The following is a 21,852-nucleotide window of genomic DNA, read 5'->3' as shown; positions in this document are numbered from 1 at the left end:
CCATGCCCGCCTCCGCCGCCCGCCGCTCACCCCGGCTCCTCCACCGTCTGCGCTCCGTCTCCCCGCGCCTCGTCGTCGTCTTCTCCGCGATCGCGCTCATCCCGCTGATCTACGCGGGCCTGCTGACCTCGGCGAACCTCGACCCGACCCACCACCTCGACTCGGTCCCCGCGGCGGTCGTGAACGAGGACACCGGCGCGACCGCCGCCGACGGCTCGGCCCTGGCGCTCGGCGACGCGCTGACCGACGAGCTGACGACGAGCACCTCCGCGTCGAACTTCGACTGGACGCGGACCGACGCCGACGAGGCCGCGAGCGAGCTCGCCTCCGGAGCCGTCTACGCAGTGCTGACCGTGCCGGCCGGCTTCTCGGCCGACGTCGCCTCCGTCGGCGGGGACGACCCCTCGGCGGCGACCGCGGCCCGGCTGTCGATCGCGACGAACGACGGCGCCAACCTGATCGTCGGCAACATCGCCGCGACGATCGGCAGCACGGTCACGCAGACCCTCGAGAAGCAGGTCGGCGAGGAGTACCTGAAAAACGTCTACGTCGGCTTCACGGACCTGCACGACAGCCTCGAGCAGGCCGCCGACGGCGCGACGCAGCTCGCCGACGGCGCGGCCACCGCGTCGAGCGGCTCGGACGAGCTCGTCGTCGGCCTCGAGCAGCTGCAGGACGGCACCGCGCAGCTCGCCACCGGGGCGGATTCGCTCCGCGCCGGGGCCGACTCCGCTGCGGACGGAGCGGCGACCCTCTCCTCCGGGCTTCAGCAGCTCGCCGACGGGACGGCCGCACTGCCGTCGTCCGCCGCCGCGCTGAACACCGGAGCGCAGTCGGTCGCCACGGGTGCGCAGTCGCTCGACGGTGGAGCCGCGGACCTGGCGACCGGAGCGGCGACCCTCGCCGACGGCACCGCCGCTCTGTCCTCCGGAGCGGCGACAGCCGCGACCGGCGCGCAGTCCCTCGCCGAGGGCGCCTCCTCCGTCTCCGACGGCGCGACGGCGGCGCTCGCCGGTGCCGGGACGCTGCGCGACGGCTCGGCGGCCCTTGCCGCGAGCACTCCCGCCCTGGCCACCGGAGCGGCGACGGTCGACACCGGCCTCCGGTCGCTGATCGCGGGCTACGGCACCCTCACCGACACCGAGCGCCTCGCCCTCCTCACGCAGCTCGAGTCGGGAGCCGCCGGAGTCTCGGCCGGAGCGACCGCCGCGGACCAGGGCGCGCAGACCCTCGCCGCCGGGTCCTCGGCGCTCGTCGGCGACTCCTCGGGCGGGCTGACCGCACTCGCCGCGGGCGCCGCCTCCGCGTCCTCCGGAGCCGCCGACCTCACGACCGGTGTGCAGTCGCTCGCCTCCGGAGCCGCGTCTGCCGACTCCGGCGCGCAATCGCTCAGCACCGGGGCGCAGTCCCTCGCGACCGGCGCCGCCTCCCTCGACTCCGGAGCGGCGCAGGTCGCCGCCGGCACCGGCACCCTCGCCGGCAGCGTCGGCCCGCTGACGACCGGCCTCGACTCCGCCGCGAGCGGGGCCGGCGCGCTCGCCTCGGGCACAGCCTCGCTCGCCTCCGGCTCCGACGCCCTCGCCACCGGTGCCGACTCCGCCGCGCAGGGCAGCGCGGACGCCGCGACCGGCGCGGGCAGCCTCGCCTCGGGGGTCGACTCCCTCGCCTCCGGTTCCGAGACGCTGTCCGGGAAGCTGGCCGACGGGGCCGCCGACGTCCCGTCCTACACGGCGGACCAGGCGGACGCGCTCAGCGCCGTCGCCGCGGCCCCCGTCGCGCTCGACACAGAGCGCCTGAACCGCGTGCCCGAGTACGGCTCCGGACTCGCTCCGTACTTCATGGCTCTCGCGCTCTGGGTCGGCGCCCTCGCCTTCTACCTGATGAGCGCGCCGCTGAGCGAGCGCCTGCTCGCCGCCCGCCGGCCCGCCTGGGTGATCGCGTTGCGCAGCTACCTCCCCGGCGCGCTGATGGCGGTGGCGCAGGGCGTGCTCGCCGCGCTGGTGATCCGCTTCGGCGTCGGCGTCGAGATGGCGCAGCTCCCGGCGCTGATGGGGATCGCGGTCCTCACCAGCCTGACCTTCGTCGCGATCAACCAGGCGCTGATCGCCCTGCTCGACGCGCCCGGCCGCTTCCTCGCGCTGCTGCTGATCGTGCTCCAGCTCTCCTCGGCCGGCGGCACCTACCCGATCGAGACGGCGCCCGCCTTCTTCCAGGCCGTGCACGGGGTGCTGCCGCTGACCTACACGGTCGAGGCGTTCCGCTCCCTGATCGCGGGCGGCAGCATCGGCGTCGCGAACGCCGTGCTGGTGCTCTCGCTCTGGCTGCTCGGCGCCCTCGCCGTCACCGTGCTGGCCGCCGCCCGCCGCCGCCGCGGCCTGACCCCGGCGCTGCGCGACCCGGAGCCCCTCCTCGAGACGGCGTGACCGGAGGGGCCCAGCATGGGTGCCCGCGCACGCCTCATGCTGGTCGAGTAGCCCCGGAGGGGCGTATCGAGACCCGCCGTCACCAGCAGGGCGGGTCTGCAGACTCGACTTCTGACGCTGGTGGATCTCGATACGCCCGCTCCGCGGGCTACTCGATCAGCAAGGAGCGGACCCGCTGCGCGGGCTGCTCGATCAGCAGGCGGGCAGCGTCCGGAGCCCGTCCCGCGCGCCGGGCACCCGCCGCCCCGCGCCCAGCCCGCGCTTCCTCCGCCCAGGGCGAACGCGTGGCGCGCGCTCAGAGAGCGGGAGGTAGCCTGACACTCACATTTCCTCGTCAGAAAGGTGCCGGGCCTGCGCCCGCAACATTCATGAACGTCAAGCGCATCTTCCGGGGTCCCATTCTCTACGTCGTCCTCGCGATCGTGGCGGTCTGGATCGGCTCCTCGCTGATCACGATGTCGGGCTTCCGGCAGATCAGCACGCAGGAGGGGCTCCAGCTCCTCTCCGACGGCAAGGTCGACTCCGCGAAGATCGTCGACGGCGAGCAGCGCGTCGACCTGACCCTCGCGCAGGACGACGGCGACAACGGCAAGCAGGTGCAGTTCTACTACGTGGCACCGCGCGGCGCCGAGGTCGTGGACGCGGTCACCACCGCCGCCCCGTCCGACGGCTACGACGACGAGGTCCCGCAGACCAACTGGTTCCTCTCCGCTCTCGGCTTCCTCCTCCCGATCCTCCTGATCGGCGCGTTCTTCTGGCTGATGCTCTCGGGCATGCAGGGCGGCGGCAACCGCGTCATGCAGTTCGGCAAGTCGAAGGCGAAGCTCGTCTCGAAGGAGTCGCCCAAGGTCACGTTCGGCGACGTCGCCGGCGCCGACGAGGCGATCGAGGAGCTGCACGAGATCAAGGAGTTCCTCAAGGAGCCCGCCAAGTTCCAGGCCGTCGGCGCGCGGATCCCGAAGGGCGTCCTGCTCTACGGCCCTCCCGGCACCGGCAAGACCCTGCTGGCCCGCGCCGTCGCGGGTGAGGCGGGCGTCCCCTTCTACTCGATCTCCGGCTCCGACTTCGTCGAGATGTTCGTCGGCGTCGGCGCGAGCCGCGTCCGCGACCTGTTCCAGCAGGCCAAGGAGAACTCGCCGGCCATCATCTTCGTCGACGAGATCGACGCCGTCGGCCGCCACCGCGGCGCCGGCATGGGCGGCGGCCACGACGAGCGCGAGCAGACCCTCAACCAGCTCCTGGTCGAGATGGACGGCTTCGACGTCAAGACCAACGTCATCCTGATCGCGGCGACCAACCGCCCCGACATCCTCGACCCCGCGCTGCTGCGCCCGGGCCGCTTCGACCGCCAGATCGGCGTCGACGCCCCGGACATGCTCGGCCGCAAGAAGATCCTCGAGGTGCACGGCCGCGGCAAGCCGCTGGCCGGCGGAGTCGACCTCGAGGTCGTCGCCCGCAAGACCCCGGGCTTCACCGGCGCCGACCTCGCGAACGTCCTCAACGAGGCCGCGCTGCTCACCGCCCGCTCCAACGCGCAGCTGATCGACAACCGCGCGCTCGACGAGGCGATCGACCGCGTCATCGCCGGGCCGCAGCGCCGCACGCGCGTCATGCGCGACAAGGAGAAGCTGATCACGGCGTACCACGAGGGCGGCCACGCCCTCGCCGCCGCGGCGATGCGCCACACCGACCCCGTCACCAAGGTCACGATCCTCCCGCGCGGCCGAGCCCTCGGCTACACGATGGTCCTGCCGCTCGAGGACAAGTACTCGACCACCCGCAACGAGCTGCTCGACCAGCTCGCCTACGCCATGGGCGGCCGTGTCGCAGAGGAGATCGTCTTCCACGACCCGACCACCGGCGCCTCGAACGACATCGAGAAGGCGACCTCGATCGCCCGCAAGATGGTCACCGAGTTCGGCATGTCCTCGAACGTGGGCGCCGTGAAGCTCGGCTCCTCCTCGGGCGAGATGTTCCTCGGCCGCGACATGGGCCACCAGCGCGACTACTCCGAGCAGGTCGCCGAGCGCGTCGACCTCGAGACCCGGCAGCTGATCGAGCAGGCGCACGACGAGGCCTGGCAGGTCATCAACGCCAACCGCGACATCCTCGACCGCCTCGCCGCCGACCTCCTCGAGAAGGAGACGCTCGACCACGACCAGCTGGCCGAGATCTTCAAGGACGTCCGCAAGATCGACGAGCGCCCGCAGTGGCTCTCGAGCGACAAGCGCCCGCTCTCCGACCTCCCGCCGATCGCCATGCCGCCGGCCAAGGCGCCGATCGACGCCGGCGCCACCGACGGCACGGTCGTCTCGGAGAGCTCCGAGCCTGCCGCCCCGCAGCGGCCGCCGCTGATCAACCCGCGCCCGACGACGGCGTAGCAGCACCGTGCCGGTCGACAGGGCGCGCATCGAGGCCGCCGTCGCCGAGCTCCTCGCGGCCATCGGGGAGGACCCGGGCCGCGAGGGGCTCTCGACGACCCCGCAGCGCTTCGCCGACTCCTACGAGGAGTTCTTCGGCGAGTTCGACCTCGACCCGGCCTCGCACCTCGCCGAGACCTTCGCGGTCGTCGAGGAGGGGGAGCAGCCGCCCGCCACGCAGACCGTGGTCGTCCGCGATCTCGCGTTCCGCTCCGTCTGCGAGCACCACCTGCTGCCCTTCGCCGGCGTCGCGCACATCGCATACCGCGCGGGCGAGCGCGTCGTCGGCCTCGGCAAGCTCCCGCGGGTCGTCGAGACCGTCGCGTCCCGGCCGCAGCTGCAGGAGCGGCTCACCGAGCAGATCGCGGACGTGCTCGACGCCGGCCTCTCGCCCGAGGGCGTCCTGGTCGTCGTCGACGCCGAGCACGGCTGCGTGCGGCTGCGCGGCGCGCGCCAGAGGGCCAGCTCGACCGTCACCGTCGCCGCCCGCGGCACCCTCGCCGACCCCGCCGCGCGCGCCGAGATCATCGCGCTGATCGGCGCCGCCCGGGAGGCCTGACGTGGGCCTCGCCGTCACCGATCTCGCACCCGGCCACCGTGCCGCGCTCCTCGGGATCCTCAATGTCACCCCCGACTCCTTCAGCGACGGCGGTCGCTGGCTGTCCGTCGACGACGCGGTCGAGCACGGACTCGGGATGACCCGCTCGTCCGGCGACGGCCCCGCAGCCTTCGGTGCCGACCTCGTCGACGTCGGCGGGGAGTCGACCCGCCCCGGTGCCGCGCGCGTCGACGCCGCGGCCGAGCAGGGGCGGGTGCTGCCCGTCGTCCGCGCGCTCGCGGCCGAGGGCGTCCGGGTCAGCATCGACACCATGAGCGCCGCGACCGCGGAGGCCGCACTCGACGCGGGCGCGGTCGTCGTCAACGACGTCTCCGGCGGGCTCGCCGACCCGGCGATGCTCCCGCTGGTCGCGGAGCGCGGAGCGGTCTACATCGCGATGCACTGGCGCGGTCACAGCGCCGGCATGACGGAGCTCGCCTCCTACGCCGACGTGGTCGCCGAGGTGCGCTCCGAGCTGGAGCGCCGCGTGGACGCCGCCCGCGCGGCGGGGATCCGGGACGAGCACCTGATCCTCGACCCCGGACTCGGCTTCGCGAAGGACGGCGGCCACGACTGGGCGCTGCTCGCGCACCTCGACGCGATCGTGTCGCTCGGCCTGCCGGTGCTGGTCGGCCACTCGCGCAAGCGCTTCCTCGCCCCGTTCGCACCGGCCGGCTCGACCGCGGCCGACCGCGACGACGTGACGGCGCTGCTGAGCCTCGCCGCCGTCGACCGCGGCGCCTGGGGCGTCCGGGTGCACGACGTCCGCTCGAGCGCCCGCGCCCTCGCGCTCGGCGCCCGCCTCCAGGAGGAGCTCCCGTGACCGACCCCGCCGCCCGCTCCGCCGCCACTCCGCCGACGCTCGACGCCGCCGCGCTCGCGCTGCGCGACTCGATCACCCTCACGGGCCTGCGGGTGCGCGCGCACCACGGGGTCTTCGACTTCGAGCGCGAGAACGGCCAGGACTTCGTCATCGACGCCACGGTCTGGCTCGACCTCGCTCCCGCGGCGAGCGGCGACGCGCTGGCCGAGACGGTGCACTACGGCGAGCTGGCGATCGCTCTCGCCGACGCCGTCACCCGCGACCCGGTCGACCTGATCGAGACCGTCGCCGAGCGCCTGGCCGCGGTCGCGCTGAGCTTCGCCGCTGCCGAGGTGGTGCGGATCACCGTGCACAAGCCCGACGCGCCCATCCCGCTGCCGTTCGACGACGTCGCGGTGCAGATCACCCGGGTCCGCCCGTGAGGCCGCGGCAGCAGCGGCTGCTGCCCGAGCGCCGCGTCGTCCTCGCCCTCGGCAGCAACCTGGGCGACCGGCTCGCGCAGCTGGAGGCCGCCGTCTGCGCGCTCGCGACGACCCCCGGGCTGCGCCTCGACGCGGTCTCGAAGGTGGTTGAGTCGCCGGCCTGGAAGCTCGACGGCGCCGACGAGGACGCGCCCGCCTACTTCAACGCGGTGGTGATCGGATCGACGACGCTCGAGCCCGACGACCTGCTCGCCGCCACCGCCGCGATCGAGAGCGCCGGCGGCCGGATCCGCGGCGACGGCGAGGAGCGCTGGGGCGACCGCACGCTCGACATCGACCTGATCGCGGTCGGCGGGGTCGTCCGCGACGACGCGCACCTCACGCTCCCGCACCCCCGCGCCGGTGAGCGCGCCTTCGTGCTCGAGCCGTGGCTCGACGTCGAGCCGCACGCCGTCCTGCAGGGGCGCGGCCCGATCGCCGAGCTGCGCGCCCGCGCGACGGACCGGGTGACCGACCGGCCCGAGGCGATAGCGTGGCGGCGCCCGCGAACCTCCGAGACCGCCCCCGCCCCCGGCCGCACCGACCCCGAGAGCAGCACTCCGTGAAGCGCACCCGCATCAGCTCCCTGCTCGGCCTGGCCCTCGTCGGCGCCGTCGCCGGCTTCCTGATCGACCTGGCCATCGCCTCCGCGGGGCGCCCGGTGCTGATCCCGCCGCTCACCGTCCCCCTCACGCTCGTGGTGGTCGCGGCGCTCGTGATCGGCTTCGCGATCCCGATCCACCGGGCGACCAAGGGGACGCTCCGCCGCCCCATCGACCCGTTCCGCGCGATGCGCGTCGTCGTGCTGGCGAAGGCGTCGAGTCTCGTCGGTGCCCTGCTGCTCGGGGCCTCCGGCGGGGTGCTCGTCTACCTGCTGAGCCGGCCCGTGGTGCCTTCGCTAGGCTCCGTGTGGCAGGACGTGGCCGCCATCGTCGGCGCGATCGTCCTGCTGGTGGCCGGTCTGGTCGCCGAGCACCTGTGCACCATCCCGCCGACCGACGACGACGACCCCGCTGTCGGCGAGGTGAACCACGCCTGACGCCGACGCCCGCTCGGACGCAGGCAGGGAGGACGTCATCATGGCCGACGACCAGGAGGCGACCCCCGCGGCCGCTCCGGAGCCGCTGAGCCCGGAGCCGCTGAACCCGGAGCCGCTGAGCCGGCGTGAGGCGCGGAGCCGCGAGGCGGCGCTCGAGCAGGAGCGCGAGTCGGTCCGGCCCGTGCGAGACGCGGTTCAGCCGGAGCCGGACGCGGTTCAGTCCGAGCGTGACGCGGTCCGGCCGGAGGGCGTCCGGCTCGACTCCGCCGGAACCGAGCGCGCGACCGGTGGGCGCCTCGACCTGGCCGGTCCGTGGCGGCGCGTGTCGCCGAAGTACGTGGCCGTCGAGGTCGTCTCGGCCGTCGTCTCCAGTGTGGTGCTCCTCGCCGTGCCGACCTTCCTGCTGCTGATCGGCGTCGACTGGGCCTGGATCCTCGTCGTCGCGGCGGCGATCCTCGCCGTCACGCTGCTGATCGTCGCCCCCCGCCGCGCTCGCGCGTACGGCTACCGGCTGCGCGAGGACGACCTGCTCTTCCGCCGCGGCATCATGTTCCAGCGCTTCGTCTCGGTGCCCTACGGCCGCATGCAGCTGATCGACGTCAACCGCGGCCCGCTCGCCCGCGCGCTCGGCCTGGCCGACCTGCGCTTCGTGACCGCCGCCGCGGCGACCGGAGTCAGCATCCCCGGGCTCGTCGACGGCGACGCCGAGGAACTGCGCGATCGGCTCGTCGAGCTGGCGGAGTCGCGCCGGGCCGGCCTGTGAGCGAGGCTCCTGCTGCCGTCCGCGGCATCGAGACCGACCTCGCCGACGGCGAGTGGCACCGCCTGCACCCGGCGACGCCCGTGCTCAAGGGCGGGATCGGCCTGCTGGTGGTCCTCGGCATCCTGATCACCAACCTCCGCGAGCGCCTGCTCGAGCTCTTCCTCCCCGGCCCGGGCGACTACGAGAGCGGCGACCCGGTCGACGCCCTGATCGATCGCGGGCTGATCGGCTGGGCGCTGCTCGCCGTGGCGGCCGGTCTCGCCGTCGCCGTGTTCGCCTTCTGGCTGTCCTGGCGGATGCACACCTTCCGCATCACCGACGAGATCGTCGAGGTGCGCTCGGGAGTGCTGTTCCGCACCAACCGGCGCGCGCGGCTCGACCGCATCCAGGGCATCGCCGTGCAGCGCCCGCTCTTCGCCCGGCTGTTCGGCGCGGCCAAGCTCGAGGTCAGCGTCGCCGGGCAGGACGCGAACGTGCAGCTCTCCTACCTCGGCTCGCGGCTGGTCGACGCGCTGCGGCGCGACATCCTGCGGCTGGCGTCGGGGGTGCGCGAGCGGGAGGCCGTCGCGGGGGAGGCGCCGGCCGGCGGCTTCCTCGCCCGCCGGCTGGAGGAGTTCGCCGAGCCGGAGGAGCAGGCGCCGCCCGAGTCGGTCGTCTCCATCCCGCCCGGGCGGCTGCTCGGCTCCCTGGTGTTCAGCGGCTTCACCGTCTTCCTGGTGGTGGCGATCGTGGCCGTCGTGCTCACCTCGGTCTACGGCTCGCCCTACGTGCTGATCGCGATCCTGCCCGGCCTGATCGGCTCCGGCAGCTACTACATCCGCCAGTTCGTCCGCTCGCTGCGCTACTCGATCGCCGCGACGCCGGACGGCGTGCGCGTCGGCTACGGCGTGCTCTCGACCAGCAGCGACACCCTGCCGCCCGGCCGGATCCACGCGGTGGAGATCACCCAGCCGCTGCTCTGGCGGCCGTTCGGCTGGTGGCAGGTGAAGATCGACCGGGCCGGCCACGCGGCCTCGCGCGGTGCGAACGGCGAGCCGAACACCACGATCCTCCCGGTCGGCGACCTCGCCGCCGTCGAGCGCGTGCTCGCGCTGCTGCTGCCCGGCGACGACGAGGGCGCCGAGGCGACCCCGGTCGGCGACGCGCTGCGCCGCCGGGACGCCCCCGGCTTCACCAGCGCGCCCCGCTCGGCGATGCTCCTCCGGCCCTTCTCCTGGCGGCGCACCGGCTTCCGGCTGGCGGAGGACGTCGTGGTCCTGCGCAGCGGAGCCGTCTGGCGCCGCGTCACGGTCGTCCCGCTCGCGCGGATGCAGAGCGTCGGTGTGCAGCAGGGGCCACTGCAGCGGATGCTTGGGCTGGCCTCGGCGCGCGTGCACACGGTCGCCGGCCCGGTCACGCCGCTGGTGCCGGTGATGAGCGTCGCCGACGGGCTCGCCTTCTTCGAGCGCGTGGGCCGGGCGGGCACCGCCGCGGCCGAGCGCGACGCCAGCCACCACTGGGGGCGGCGCCCGGCCGCCGCTCCGACGCCCCGCGACGCGTGGGCCGCACCCGAGGGGGACCCGTATGCCTGACACCCGCCGCGACGGACGCCTCGGCGTCGGGATCATCGGGGCCGGCCCGGTCGGCCCGGTGCTCGGTGCCGCGCTCGCCAACGCCGGGCACGCCGTGGTCGGCGTCGCCACGACGAGCGACGCCGGTCGCGAGCGCGTCGACGCCCTGCTGCCCGGCGCTCCGGTGCTCGCGATCCCCGATCTCGTCGAGCGGAGCGAGCTGGTGATCATCGCCGTCCCCGGCGCCGAGATCGCGGCCCTCGTGGCGGGACTCGCCGCGACCGGCGCCTGGCAGCCCGGGCAGCTCGTGCTGCACACCGCGGCGGAGCACGGCTTCGGCGTGCTCGCGCCCGCCCTGGCGTCGGGCGTCATCCCGCTCGCGGTGCACCCGGCGATGACGTTCACCGGCACCAGCCTCGACCTGGCGCGCCTCGCCGAGACCTACTTCGCCGTGACCGCGCCCGGCCCGGTGCTGCCGATCGCACAGGCCCTCGTCGTCGAGATGGGCGGCGAGCCGGTGACCGTCGCGGAGGCGGACCGCCCCGCCTACGCCGAGGCCGTCTCCACTGCCACCACCTTCTCGACCGCCATCGTCGAGCAGGCCGCCGGCCTCCTCGCCGGCATCGGCGTCGACAAGCCCGGCTTCTTCCTCTCCAGCCTCGTCCGCTCCTCCGTCGACGACGCCCTCCGCCGCGCGGCCGGCTGACGCCGCCCTCCCATGCCGGTGGATCTCGATACGCCCGCTGCGCGGGCTACTCGATCAGCATGAAAGGCGCCCGCTGCGCGGGGTACTCGAGCAGCGCTGCAAGCGCCCCCTCATGCTGGTCGAGTAGCGCTGCAGGTGCGTATCGAGACCCGGCGTCATCAGCAGTGCGGGTCTGCAGACTCCTGCTCTGACGCTGGTGGATCTCGATACGCCCGCTGCGCGGGCTACTCGATCAGCATGGAGGGTGCCCGCTGCGCGGGCTACTCGATCAGCATGGAGGGTGCCCGCTGCGCGGGCTGCTCGATCAGCAAGAACGGCGCCGGAGGCGCGCCTCATGCTGGTCGAGTAGCGCCGCAGGTGCGTATCGAGACCCGCCGTCATCAGCAGGGCGGGTCTGCAGACTCGTGCTCTGACGCTGGTGGATCTCGATACGCCCGCTGCGCGGGCTACTCGATCAGCATGATGGGTGCCCGCTGCGCGGGCTACTCGATCAGCATGGAGGGTGCCCGCTGCGCGGGCTGCTCGATCAGCAAGAACGGCGCCGGAGGCGCGCCCCATGCTGGTCGAGTAGCGCCGGAGGCGCGTATCGAGACCCGCCGTCATCAGCAGTGCGGGTCTGCAGACTCCTGCTCTGACGCTGGCGGATCTCGATACGCCCGCTGCGCGGGCTACTCGATCAGCATGGGGTGCCCGCTGCGCGGGCTACTCGATCAGCATGGGGGGCGGCCGCTGCGCGGGCTCCTCGATCACCGGACTCCGCCTCGCCGGTAGGGTTCTCGGGTGATCAGCACCATCGAACGCATCGGCGAGCTCCGGGAGACCCTGCGGGAGGCGCGGCGTGGCGGGGCGCGGATCGCCCTCGTGCCGACCATGGGCGCGCTGCACGACGGGCACCTCGCGCTGGTCGACCGGGCGCGGGAGATCGCGGATGTCGTCGTCGTCTCGATCTTCGTGAATCCGCTGCAGTTCGGCCCGAACGAGGACCTCGACCGCTACCCGCGCGACCTCGCGGCCGACGTCGCCCTGCTCGAGGAGCGCGGCGTCGCGCACGTCTTCGCGCCGAGCGTCGCCGAGATGTACCCTGACGGCCCCTCCTCCACCCGCGTCGTCGCCGGGAAGGTCGGCTCGCTCTACGAGGGCCGCTCGCGCCCCGGCCACTTCGACGGCATGCTGACCGTCGTCTCGAAGCTCCTGCACATCGTGCAGCCGGACGTCGCGATGTTCGGGCAGAAGGACGCGCAGCAGCTCTTCCTCGTCCGCCGGATGGTCCGCGACCTCGATCTGCCCGTCGCGATCGAGGGCGTGGACACCGTCCGCGAGGACGACGGCCTCGCGCTCTCCAGCCGCAACCGCTACCTCGACGCCCGCGAGCGCCGCGCCGCCCGGACGATCCCGCTCCTGCTCGAGGCCGCCGCCTCCGCCGCCGACCGCGGGATCGACGCCGTGATCGCCGCCGCGCAGTCCGCCTCGATGGGCGAGCCGCTGGTTAAGCTGGACTACCTCGTCGTCGCGAACCCGGCGACGCTCCTGCCGGTCGACGACGACCACCGCGGCCCGGCCCTCGTGCTCGTCGCCGCGGTCGTCGGCTCCACCCGGCTCCTCGACAACGGCCCGATCCTGCTCGCCTGATCGCGCCCGCCGCCTCCAACCGAAAGCACCCGCGTTCTGACATGGTCGACACCCCCGGCGCCCCCGTGCCCCCGTCCGAGCCCACGCCCGAGGAGGCCTCCGAGCAGAAGGCCGTGCGCCTGGCCAAGCGCGAGCGCCTGATCGAGCTGGCCGGAGACGACCTCGGCGGCGGCGCCTACCCGGTCTCCGTCGCCGTCACCGACACCATCGCCGCGGTGCGCGCGCGCCACGAGGGCATCGAGCCGGACGTCAAGACCGGCGAGCGGGTCGGCCTGGCCGGCCGCGTCGTCTTCCAGCGCAACACCGGCAAGCTCTGCTTCGCGACGCTGCAGGCCGGCGACGGCTCGCGGATCCAGGCGATGGTCTCGCTCGGCGACGTCGGCGAGGAGTCGCTGGCGAGCTGGAAGGAGCTCGTCGACCTGGGCGACCACCTCTTCGTCGCCGGCGAGGTGCTCTCCAGCAAGCGCGGCGAGCTCTCGGTCTGGGTGTCGGAGTGGAGCGTCGCGGCCAAGGCGATCCTCCCGCTGCCGAACCTGCACAACGAGCTCGGCGACGAGACCCGGATGCGCCAGCGCTACCTCGACCTGATCGTGCGCCCGCAGGCCCGCGAGACCGTCATCGCCCGATCGACCGTGAACGCGTCCCTCCGGAGGACGTTCGTCGACCACGGCTTCCTCGAGGTCGAGACCCCGATGCTCCAGGTGATGCACGGCGGCGCCTCGGCCCGCCCCTTCGCCACGCACTCGAACGCCTTCGACACCGAGCTCTACCTCCGCATCGCGCCCGAGCTCTACCTCAAGCGCGCCGTCGTCGGCGGCATCGACCGCGTCTTCGAGATCAACCGCAACTTCCGCAACGAGGGCGCCGATTCGACGCACTCGCCCGAGTTCGCGATGCTCGAGGCGTACCAGGCCTACGGCGACTACTCGAGCATCGCCGACCTCACCCAGGAGCTGATCCAGAACGCGGCGCTCGCCGTGGCCGGCTCCCACGTGGTCACCTGGGCCGACGGCACCGAGTACGACCTCGGCGGCGAGTGGGACCGCATCTCGATGTACGAGAGCCTCTCGCTGGCCGCCGGCATCGCGATCACCCCGCAGACCCCGCTGGTCGAGCTCGAGACGCTCGCCGCGCGCGAGGGCGTCGAGGTGCACGTGCCCACCCACGGCAAGTACGTCGAGGAGCTCTGGGAGCACTTCGTCAAGGGCGGCCTCGTCCGGCCCACCTTCGTCATGGACTTCCCGGTCGACACCTCGCCGCTGGTGCGCGCGCACCGCAGCATCCCGGGCGTCGTCGAGAAGTGGGACCTCTACGTCCGCGGCTTCGAGCTGGCCACCGGCTACTCCGAGCTGATCGACCCGGTCGTCCAGCGCGAGCGCTTCGTCGAGCAGGCGCTCCAGGCCGCGGCCGGCGACGACGAGGCGATGCGCCTCGACGAGGACTTCCTCCGCGCGCTCGAGCACGGCATGCCGCCGACCGGCGGCATGGGCATGGGCATCGACCGGCTGCTGATGGCCGTCACCGGTCTCGGGATCCGCGAGACCATCCTCTTCCCGCTGGTCAAGTAGGTTCGAGGCGTGGTCAGGGCATCCAGCATCGTCGCGACGGTCGTCGCCGGCGTCCTCACCCTCGCGCAGTTCGGCGTGGGCGCGGCGGTCGCCGGCTCGGTGCTCGTCGACTCCGCCGATGTCGGCCGTGCGCTGGCGGATCAGCGGGCCGCCGAGTCGTTCACCCCCGACGGCACGATCACCGGTTTCGCGGACCGCACCGCGATGTCCACCCGCGGCCGCGCCCTCTACTTCGCCTCGAACCCCTCGGTCGAGCCGACGGCCGGCTTCAACGCGCTCTGCGGCTACGGCGCCTCCGACGAGATCGTGCTCGGCTGCTACACCGGCAGCGACATCTACATCTCCGACGTCGAGAACCCCGACCTCGACGGGATCCGCGACGTGACCGCCGCGCACGAGATGCTGCACGCCGCGTGGGTCCGGATGGACGCCGCCGAGCAGGCCGAGGTCGGCGCGCAGCTCGAGGCGGCCTACGCCGCCCTGCCGCAGGACGGCCCGATCGCCGAGCGCCTGGAGCTCTACCGCACCGGAGGCCTGGGCGAGCGCGTCAACGAGCTGCACTCGATCCTCGGTACCGAGGTCGCCGACCTGCCGCCCGCGCTGGAGGCGCACTACGCCGAGTACTTCGCCGACCGCTCGATCGTGGTCGGCCTGAACGCCCAGTACGAGGCGGTCTTCACCGACCTCGAGGACCGCATCACCGAGCTGGTCGGCCGCATCGACGCGATGTACGCAGACCTCACCGCGCGCATCGACGCCAACAACGCCGAGTACGACGCGCTGAACGCCGAGATCGACTCCTTCAACGCCCGGGCGGACAGCGGCGACTTCGCCTCGGACGCCGCCTTCGACGCCGAGCGGGCCGACCTGCTCGCGCGGGGCGAGGCGATCGACGCCACCCGTGCCGCGATCGACGCGGACATCGCGGTCTACGACGGCCTTCGAACCGAGCTCGAGGGGCTGAACGCCGACGCGTCGGCCCTCAACCAGTCGATCGAGAGCAGCTGAGCCGCTCCGGGCGGCCGAAGGACCGGTCCGTCCGGCCCCGTTCGCTGAGCGGCCGCTCCGGGCCCGCTCCCGGCCGGGCCGGGTAGGATCGCCCCATGGACTGGGAGCTGTGGAATCAAGGACTGTGGGCACTCGTGCCGACCGTCACCATCGGGCTCCTCTTCTGGTTCATCATGCGCGCGCTCATCCGCTCGGACCGCAACGAGCGCCGCGCCTACGACCGCATCGAGGCGCAGGAGCGGGCCCGCCGAGGTCTGCCCCCGCGCGACGCGGCGTAGAGCCCGGCGTGAACACTCCCGACTGGTCGCTGGTCCTCGCGGTCGGCGCGATCGTCGTGGAGCTCGTCGTCCGCGTGATCGCGGTCATCGTCGTCCCGCGCAACCGCCGCCCGACCACCGGCCTCGCCTGGCTGATGGCGATCTTCCTGATCCCCTACGTCGGCATCCTGCTCTTCCTCTTCATCGGCAGCTACCGGCTCCCGCGCAAGCGCCGGCGCAAGCAGGAGGAGATCAACCGCTTCATCCTGGAGTCGACCGAGGGCATCGACCGGGTCGCCCGCAACCACCCCTGGCCGCTCTGGCTCGAGTCCGTCGTCACCCTCAACCGCAACCTCGGCGCGATGCCCCTCGTCGGCGGCAACGACGCCCGCCTGCAGGGCGGCTACGAGCAGACCATCCGCGCGATGGCCGACGAGATCGACCGCGCCCGCCGCTACGTGCACTGCGAGTTCTACATCCTCGCCGCCGACGCGACGACCGCCCCGTTCTTCGACGCGCTCGACCGCGCCGTCGCCCGCGGCGTGACGGTGCGGATCCTGCTGGACCACATCGCCTCCATCCGCGTGCCCGGCTACTACACCGGGACGCACCGCCGCCTACGGGCGCTGGAGCGGGCCGGTGCGCGCTGGTCGTACATGCTGCCCGTGCGCCCGTGGCTCGGCCAGTACCAGCGCCCGGACCTCCGCAACCACCGCAAGCTGCTGATCGTGGACGGCAACGCGGCGTTCATGGGCTCGCAGAACGTCGTCGACTCGAGCTACAACAAGCGCGGCAACATCCGCCGCGGCCTGCACTGGCACGACCTGATGGTGCGCCTCGAGGGCCCGGTGGTGCAGGGCATCAACGCCATCTTCATCACCGACTGGTACAGCGAGACGGACGAGCTGCTCCTGCGCGAGTCCGAGCCGATGGAGGCGCTGCAGCAGCGCGACACCATCGACTGCCAGGTGGTGCCGAGCGGTCCGGGCTTCGACGGCGAGAACAACCTCCGGCTCTTCCTCGCGCTGCTCTACTCGGCGCAGAAGTCGATCATCATCACGAGCCCGTACTTCGTCCCGGACGAGGCGATGCTCTACGCGATCACGACCGCGACCCGCCGCGGCGTGCACGTCGAGCTCTTCGTCTCCGAGATCGGCGACCAGGCCGTCGTCTACCACGCGCAGCGCTCCTACTACGAGACCCTGCTCACCGCCGGCGTGCGGATCTGGATGTACCGGAAGCCCACCATCCTGCACGCGAAGCACTTCACCATCGACGACGACGTCGCCGTGATCGGCTCGAGCAACATGGACATGCGCTCCTTCACCCTCAACCTGGAGGTGTCGCTGATGGTGCGCGGCGCCGATTTCGTCGAGGACCTGCGCGAGGTGCAGCAGGACTACCGGGAGCACTCCCGCGAGCTGACGCTGCGCGAGTGGCGCCAGCAGCCGCTGCGCTCGACGATCCTCGACAATCTGGCGCGGCTCACCTCGGCCCTCCAATAGGGGTGGATCGAGGTTCGCTCAGGAATGGCGAGACTCTCTCACTTCTTGTTACGCTCCGAAGGCGAACGTTCCTCGACGTCCGCTCCTCTTCGATCGGAGTCGCCACCGTGATCCCTCGTCCCTCACATCTGAACCCGCTCTGCGTCCCGCTGAGCGCCGGCGCGCGCGCCGTGCGGCTCCGGGGCTCAGCGGGCGCCTCGGCGCTGCGCCGCACGGTCGACGTCTCCGTCCCGACGTCGGCCGGCTTCCGGATGGACCTCGCCATCGCCGCGACCGAGCGCGTCCGCGTGATCCACGTCGTCTCGACGGCGTTCGCCGTCCGCTGGCCCGGAACGAGCGCGGTCGACGGGTCCTCCGTCTTCCTCCTGCCGATGGACGGCGTCCTCGCCGTCGACACGACGTCCGGCCTGCTCGAGGTCGAGGAGGGCGGGCTCGCCCTCTCCACGGAGGATCCGGTCGTCATCCGCACCTCCCGCCCGGCCCGCTTCCTCGTGCTCTGCGCCGACAACGGCGTCTCGGAGCGCCGCCGCACCGACCCGGTCCGGCTCGTCCCCGCCACCTCGACGACGGCCACCGCGCGGACGATGCTGCGGGCTTTCCTGGCCGAGCTCGACCCGGAGAACCCGGTGCAGGCCGAGTACCTCGAGGGCACCGTCCTGCGCCTCGCCCGGCTGCTCGGCTCGGAGCGGGAGGAGGGCTCGCGCGAGCGCCTGGGCCTGCACGACATGGTCGAGGCCGCCCTGCAGGTGATCCAGGCCGACTACAGCGACCCGACGCTCGACCCGAGCACGGTGGCGCGGCGCTGCCGGGTCAGCCTGCGGACGCTGCAGCGCGCGGTGGCCGACGAGCGCGGCTCGACCCTGCGCCGGCTCATCTCCGACGTCCGCACCGAGAACGCGCTGCGCCTGGTCGGCACGCCGGAGTCGAGCATCCTCCCGCTCAGCGACATCGCCCGGCGCTCCGGCTTCTCGTCGCCCGAGCGGCTGCGGCGCGCGATCGCGACCGAGACGGGGCTGTCCCCGAGCGAGTACCGGCGCCGTCTGAACGGCGAGGACCTCGCCGCGGGCTGAGCCGGCCCTCGCCCGCTGCGCCGCCGATCCTCGCCCGCCCTCGTCGCTTGCGGGTGACGACGACTCGCGCAAGGCCCTGTGCTGTCCGAGGCGCCCGGCGTAGCGTCGGAGCGTCCTCAGCACGGTGGGCCGTCGGTCCTTCCGGGGCCGGCACTTCAGAAGGGAACGTCATGGCGGCGAGCAGAACGACGCGCATCCTCATCCTCGGCGGCGGCTACGTCGGCCTCTACACGGCCTGGGGCCTCGAGAAGCTCCGGGGAGCGACGCCGATCGACGTCACGGTCGTCGAGCCGAACCCCTACATGACCTACCAGCCGCTCCTCCCCGAGGTGGCCGGCGGGCACGTCCAGCCGCGCCACGTCACGGTACCGCTGGTGCAGGCGCTGAAGCGCACCCGCATCGTCCGCGGCGCGATCACCGGCGTCAGCCTGGCCGAGCGCTCGGCGACGGTCGCGGCGATGGACGGCACCAGCCGCACGCTGCCCTTCGACCACGTCGTCTTCGCACTCGGCGCGGTGACCCGCACCTTCCCGACACCCGGTCTCGCCGAGCACGCCATCGGCTTCAAGACGGTCGAGGAGGCGGCGCACCTGCGCGACCGCGTCATCGAGAACATCGCGAAGGCCGCGCTGACCACCGATCCGACCGAGCGCCGGCGCCTGCTCACCTTCGTCTTCGTCGGCGGCGGCTACACCGGGGTCGAGGCGCTCAGCGAGCTGCTCGACCTCAGCCGCCGCACCCTCGCCGCGCAGCCCTCGCTGTCGATGGGCGACGTCACCTGGCACCTCGTCGAGGCGCTCGACCGGGTCGCGCCCGAGGTCGGCCCGGAGCTCTCGGTCTGGACGCTCGACCACCTCCGCGAGCGCGGCGTGCACGTGCACCTGAAGACGACGATGCCCTCCTGCGAGGACGGCGTGGTCGAGCTCTCCAGCGGCGAGCGGATCCCTGCCGCGACGATCGTGTGGACCGCGGGCGTGAAGCCCAACCCGATCCTCGACGCGACCGATGCGCCCCGCGGGCCGAAGGGCCACGTGATGGCCGACGCGCGCCTCCGGGTGATCACCGAGGACGGCGAGCCCGTCGGCTCGGCCTGGGCGGCCGGCGACGGCGCGCAGGTGCCCGACCTCACCGCCGCGAAGCAGCCCGCGTACTACCCGCCGAACGCCCAGAACGCCGTCCGCCAGGCCAAGCTGCTGGCGCGCAACATCATCGCCGACATCACCGGCGGCCCGGTCGAGGAGTACCGGCACGTGTCCGTCGGCACGGTCGCCGAGTACGGGATCGGCAAGGGCGCGGGGGTCATCAAGGGCGTGAAGCTCCGCGGAGTGCCCGCCTGGCTCGCGCACCGGGCGTACCACGGGGCGGCCATGCCGACGTTCGACCGCAAGTGGCGCATCATCGCCGGCTGGGTCGTCGACGCGGTCTCGCGCCGTGACCTGTCGCCGATGAGTGCGCTGCAGGATCCGCGCCGCGCGTTCCGCGAGACCGCCGAGGCGACCGACCGCGAGGCGGCGGAGAAGCGAGCGGCGAAGGAGAAGGAGAAGGCGGCCGAGGCCGCCTGAGCCTAGCCTCCTGATCCGGGCCGGCGCCGGCGCGCTCAGGCGCGTCGGCGCGGCTTCAGCCGGACGGTCGGCAGGGTCGGCGCCGGCAGTGCCCGCCCCGGGTAGTCCGCGACCGTGCCGAACGGCCCGTCGGCGTCGCCGCCCGCGATGACGTCGCTCTGCCAGCGCTCGCGCGCGGCGGCGACATCGTCGTGGCTGCGGCCGACGAAGTTCCACCACATCACCAGCTGGTCGGGGAACGGCTCGCCGCCGATCAGGACGACCCGGGCGCCCTCGTCCCCGGCCGTCAGCACCAGCACGTCGCGGCCCGGAGCGAGGTAGCCGAGGTCGGAGCGGGGGACGTCGACGCCGTCCACCTCGAGCGGGCCGGCGTCGACCAGCACGCCGTGCTCCCACGCCGCCTCGAGCGGGATCTCGACGCGGGCGCCCGGCTCGAGGTCGAGCTGAGCGGCGACGAGCGGGGTGAACACGCTCGCGGGCACGGAGGCGCCGAGCAGCTCGCCGACGAAGACCTGCGCCGTCGCACCGGGCAGCTCCACCCGGACGCCGCGGTGGTGCTCGAAGAACGGCTCGCCCAGGCGCGCCTCCTCGGGCAGCGCGACCCAGAGCTGCACACCGTGCAGGACGGGCTCGGCGCCGGTGGAGACCTCGGAGTGCGAGATGCCCCGCCCGGCGGTCATCAGGTTGAGCTCGCCCGGCCGCACCAGCTGGTGGCTCCCGACGCTGTCGCGGTGGTCGATCTCGCCCTCGAAGAGCCAGCTGACCGTCTGCAGCCCGGTGTGCGGGTGCGGCGGGACGTCCATTCCCGCCTCCTCGCCGAGGTGCACCGGACCATAGTGGTCGGCGAAGCACCAGGCGCCGATCGTGGAGCGCGAGCGCTGGGGGAGGGTGCGCCGCACCTCGATCGCGCGGGGGCCGCCGAGCGGCACCAGGCGCGCCTCGAGGATCTCGACCGCAGGGGCCTCGACGGCGGGAGCCTCGACGGCGGTGCTGCGGGCGGAGGGCACCGGGTGCTCCTCCGGGTGCTTCTCGAGGTCGCTCATCCCCGAAGTGTATGCCTCTGCATGGAGTTTCGGCGGCTGCTCACGGAACGCTGCAGGCGGGCTCCGCCGCGTCCGGATCGACCGGGGCGGCGGCGGCGGCGGGCGCCTCGAGGGGAGCGTCCGCCGGCGGCACCTCGATCGTCGCGGCGTCCTCCTCGCCGGTCCCGGCGATCGCCTCGGCGACGGTCCGGTGGACCAGATCGATGTCGGGCTGCTCGGGCAGGGTCAGCGGCAGGCCGAGCTCGACGCGCAGGAGGGGGTGCTCGCGGGCCGAGACGGCGAGCCGGGCGAGGGCCGGCAGCGACTCGGCCGGGAGACTCGTCGAGACGTTCTCGCCGCCGGCTCGGGCGATCGCCTGGAAGCGCGTCAGAACCGTCAGCGGGTCGGCCTGGCGGAACAGCGCGGCCTGCAGGCAGCCCTGCCGCTCGGACCGGTCGGCGTCGGAGGTGTTCACCCGCGACCGGGCGAACCAGAGCGCCTCGCTGCCGTCGAGGTGCTGGAGTCCCGCCTCGATCGGCGGACCGTACTCGACGGGTCGCCCGCTGCCGTCGTCGGGCACGCCCGCCTGGAGGACCGGGCGGCCGACCACGACCGAGACGCCGCCCAGCGCGTCGATGAGCTCGACGAAGCCGGTCATCCGGATCGACACCGTCGCCTGCACGGGCAGCCCCGTGTAGCCGCTGACCGCCTCCCGCACGGCGTCCGCGCCCGGGTCCGCGCTGCCGGGGTAGAGCTCCGGGTGCTCGAGCCCGTACTGGTAGGTGTGGTTGACGCCGCAGCCGGCGAGGCAGCGGGTCCCCTCGGGCAGGGCCGCCGCCAGCGCCGAGCCGGGCGGGTAGAGGAAGTTGGCGGCGGTGCGCGGGACGCCGAGCAGCACGCTGCGCCCCGTCACGGCGTCGACGCTGACGACGGTGAGGGAGTCGGGCAGGAGGACCTGGTCGCGCAGGGGGTCGTCGTCGAGGCCCATCAGCAGGATCGTGTAGCGGCCGTCGACGGGCTCCAGGCCGCGTCCGGAGGCCGAGACCGCCGTCAGCAGGCGGTGCTGCGCGGCGACGGTCGAGACCCACCAGGTCGTCGCCCCGAGGGGCGCGAGCACGGCCAGCGCGGTGACGAGCGCGAGGGCCGCCCGCGGCACCGCGGTGCGCCGGGCGAGCAGGGCGGCGGCGATCGGGCCGGAGATCCAGAGCAGGCCGATCAGCGCGCCGAACGCGCCGAGCAGCAGCAGGACGCGGGTGTCGGTCGCGGCCCCGACGAGTGCTGCCGGGTCGGAGACCGCGGTCCAGGCGCCGAGGGCGATGCCCAGCACGACGAGCACGGCGAGGCCGGCGCGGACGGCGGCCGCACGCGGTCGGCCGAGCATCCGGTGCCCGAGTCCGGGCAGCACGGAGGAGGCGAGCACCGCCAGCAGCGCTCGCCTCGTCGTGCCG

General features: G+C 73.5%; 19 protein-coding genes. 17 read left to right on the top strand and 2 right to left on the bottom strand.

Translation table 11 applies throughout. The features are described 5' to 3' along the window. Positions 1–2 precede the first annotated feature (2 nt). From EDF17_RS09110 to EDF17_RS09030, 17 genes are all read left to right on the top strand, one after another. Complete coding sequence (locus tag EDF17_RS09110) at positions 3–2,423, top strand: YhgE/Pip domain-containing protein (protein WP_123446804.1); 2,421 nt, start codon at positions 3–5, stop codon at positions 2,421–2,423. A gap of 368 nt (positions 2,424–2,791) precedes the next feature. Further along, positions 2,792–4,804 carry an ATP-dependent zinc metalloprotease FtsH gene (gene ftsH / locus EDF17_RS09105; protein ID WP_123446803.1) on the top strand — a complete coding sequence of 671 codons (2,013 nt, stop codon included), beginning with the start codon at positions 2,792–2,794 and terminating at the stop codon, positions 4,802–4,804. Positions 4,805–4,811: 7 nt separating this feature from the next. Next, positions 4,812–5,402 carry a GTP cyclohydrolase I gene (folE, locus tag EDF17_RS09100; protein ID WP_123446802.1) on the top strand — a complete coding sequence of 197 codons (591 nt, stop codon included), beginning with the start codon at positions 4,812–4,814 and terminating at the stop codon, positions 5,400–5,402. A 1-nt stretch (position 5,403) separates the two neighbouring features. Next, on the top strand, positions 5,404–6,264 hold the full coding sequence (folP, locus tag EDF17_RS09095) for a dihydropteroate synthase (RefSeq protein WP_123446801.1): 861 nt from the start codon (positions 5,404–5,406) through the stop codon (positions 6,262–6,264). Next, positions 6,261–6,686, top strand: coding sequence for a dihydroneopterin aldolase (gene folB / locus EDF17_RS09090; RefSeq protein ID WP_243732841.1), 426 nt, complete (start codon positions 6,261–6,263; stop codon positions 6,684–6,686). Before folP ends, folB begins: the two co-directional genes overlap by 4 nt. Beyond that, positions 6,683–7,291 (top strand): 2-amino-4-hydroxy-6-hydroxymethyldihydropteridine diphosphokinase, encoded by a 609-nt coding sequence (folK, locus tag EDF17_RS09085; protein ID WP_123446800.1) that lies wholly within the window; start codon positions 6,683–6,685, stop codon positions 7,289–7,291. Before folB ends, folK begins: the two co-directional genes overlap by 4 nt. Further along, positions 7,288–7,764 carry a DUF3180 domain-containing protein gene (locus EDF17_RS09080; protein WP_123446799.1) on the top strand — a complete coding sequence of 159 codons (477 nt, stop codon included), beginning with the start codon at positions 7,288–7,290 and terminating at the stop codon, positions 7,762–7,764. Before folK ends, EDF17_RS09080 begins: the two co-directional genes overlap by 4 nt. Before the next feature lie 40 nt (positions 7,765–7,804). Next, complete coding sequence (locus EDF17_RS09075) at positions 7,805–8,527, top strand: PH domain-containing protein (protein ID WP_123446798.1); 723 nt, start codon at positions 7,805–7,807, stop codon at positions 8,525–8,527. Then, positions 8,524–10,098, top strand: a complete 1,575-nt coding sequence (locus EDF17_RS09070; RefSeq protein ID WP_123446797.1) for a PH domain-containing protein — start codon at positions 8,524–8,526, stop codon at positions 10,096–10,098. Before EDF17_RS09075 ends, EDF17_RS09070 begins: the two co-directional genes overlap by 4 nt. Continuing rightward, positions 10,091–10,783: a DUF2520 domain-containing protein gene (locus tag EDF17_RS09065; protein ID WP_123446796.1), complete on the top strand. Its 693-nt coding sequence runs from the start codon at positions 10,091–10,093 to the stop codon at positions 10,781–10,783. The genes EDF17_RS09070 and EDF17_RS09065 overlap by 8 nt, the downstream gene beginning before the upstream one ends. Before the next feature lie 792 nt (positions 10,784–11,575). After that, positions 11,576–12,412: a pantoate--beta-alanine ligase gene (gene panC / locus EDF17_RS09060; protein ID WP_243732855.1), complete on the top strand. Its 837-nt coding sequence runs from the start codon at positions 11,576–11,578 to the stop codon at positions 12,410–12,412. Between the two features lie 41 nt (positions 12,413–12,453). Next, on the top strand, positions 12,454–13,980 hold the full coding sequence (gene lysS, locus EDF17_RS09055) for a lysine--tRNA ligase (RefSeq protein ID WP_123446794.1): 1,527 nt from the start codon (positions 12,454–12,456) through the stop codon (positions 13,978–13,980). 9 nt (positions 13,981–13,989) lie between these two features. Then, positions 13,990–14,988: a hypothetical protein gene (locus EDF17_RS19800; protein WP_166649634.1), complete on the top strand. Its 999-nt coding sequence runs from the start codon at positions 13,990–13,992 to the stop codon at positions 14,986–14,988. A 95-nt stretch (positions 14,989–15,083) separates the two neighbouring features. After that, on the top strand, positions 15,084–15,266 hold the full coding sequence (locus EDF17_RS09045; RefSeq protein ID WP_123446793.1) for a hypothetical protein: 183 nt from the start codon (positions 15,084–15,086) through the stop codon (positions 15,264–15,266). An 8-nt stretch (positions 15,267–15,274) separates the two neighbouring features. Next, positions 15,275–16,750: a cardiolipin synthase gene (gene cls / locus EDF17_RS09040; protein WP_123446792.1), complete on the top strand. Its 1,476-nt coding sequence runs from the start codon at positions 15,275–15,277 to the stop codon at positions 16,748–16,750. 107 nt (positions 16,751–16,857) lie between these two features. After that, the gene (locus EDF17_RS09035) at positions 16,858–17,820 is read left to right on the top strand and encodes an AraC family transcriptional regulator (RefSeq protein WP_123446791.1); all 963 of its coding nucleotides are present in this window, start codon (positions 16,858–16,860) and stop codon (positions 17,818–17,820) included. Positions 17,821–17,990: 170 nt separating this feature from the next. Beyond that, positions 17,991–19,382: an FAD-dependent oxidoreductase gene (locus EDF17_RS09030; RefSeq protein ID WP_123446790.1), complete on the top strand. Its 1,392-nt coding sequence runs from the start codon at positions 17,991–17,993 to the stop codon at positions 19,380–19,382. A gap of 35 nt (positions 19,383–19,417) precedes the next feature. Here EDF17_RS09030 and EDF17_RS09025 read toward each other — a convergent pair whose 3' ends face one another. Both EDF17_RS09025 and EDF17_RS09020 read right to left on the bottom strand, forming a co-directional pair. Continuing rightward, positions 19,418–20,425 (bottom strand): pirin family protein, encoded by a 1,008-nt coding sequence (locus EDF17_RS09025; RefSeq protein ID WP_123446789.1) that lies wholly within the window; start codon positions 20,423–20,425, stop codon positions 19,418–19,420. 40 nt (positions 20,426–20,465) lie between these two features. Continuing rightward, positions 20,466–21,824 (bottom strand): LCP family protein, encoded by a 1,359-nt coding sequence (locus EDF17_RS09020; protein WP_123446788.1) that lies wholly within the window; start codon positions 21,822–21,824, stop codon positions 20,466–20,468. Positions 21,825–21,852 lie beyond the last annotated feature (28 nt).

Origin of the sequence: Rathayibacter sp. PhB1 (genome assembly GCF_004362935.1) — a bacterium.
GTDB classification, from domain to species: Bacteria; Actinomycetota; Actinomycetes; order Actinomycetales; family Microbacteriaceae; genus Rathayibacter; species Rathayibacter festucae.
This window is presented reverse-complemented; position numbering and strand designations above follow the sequence as displayed.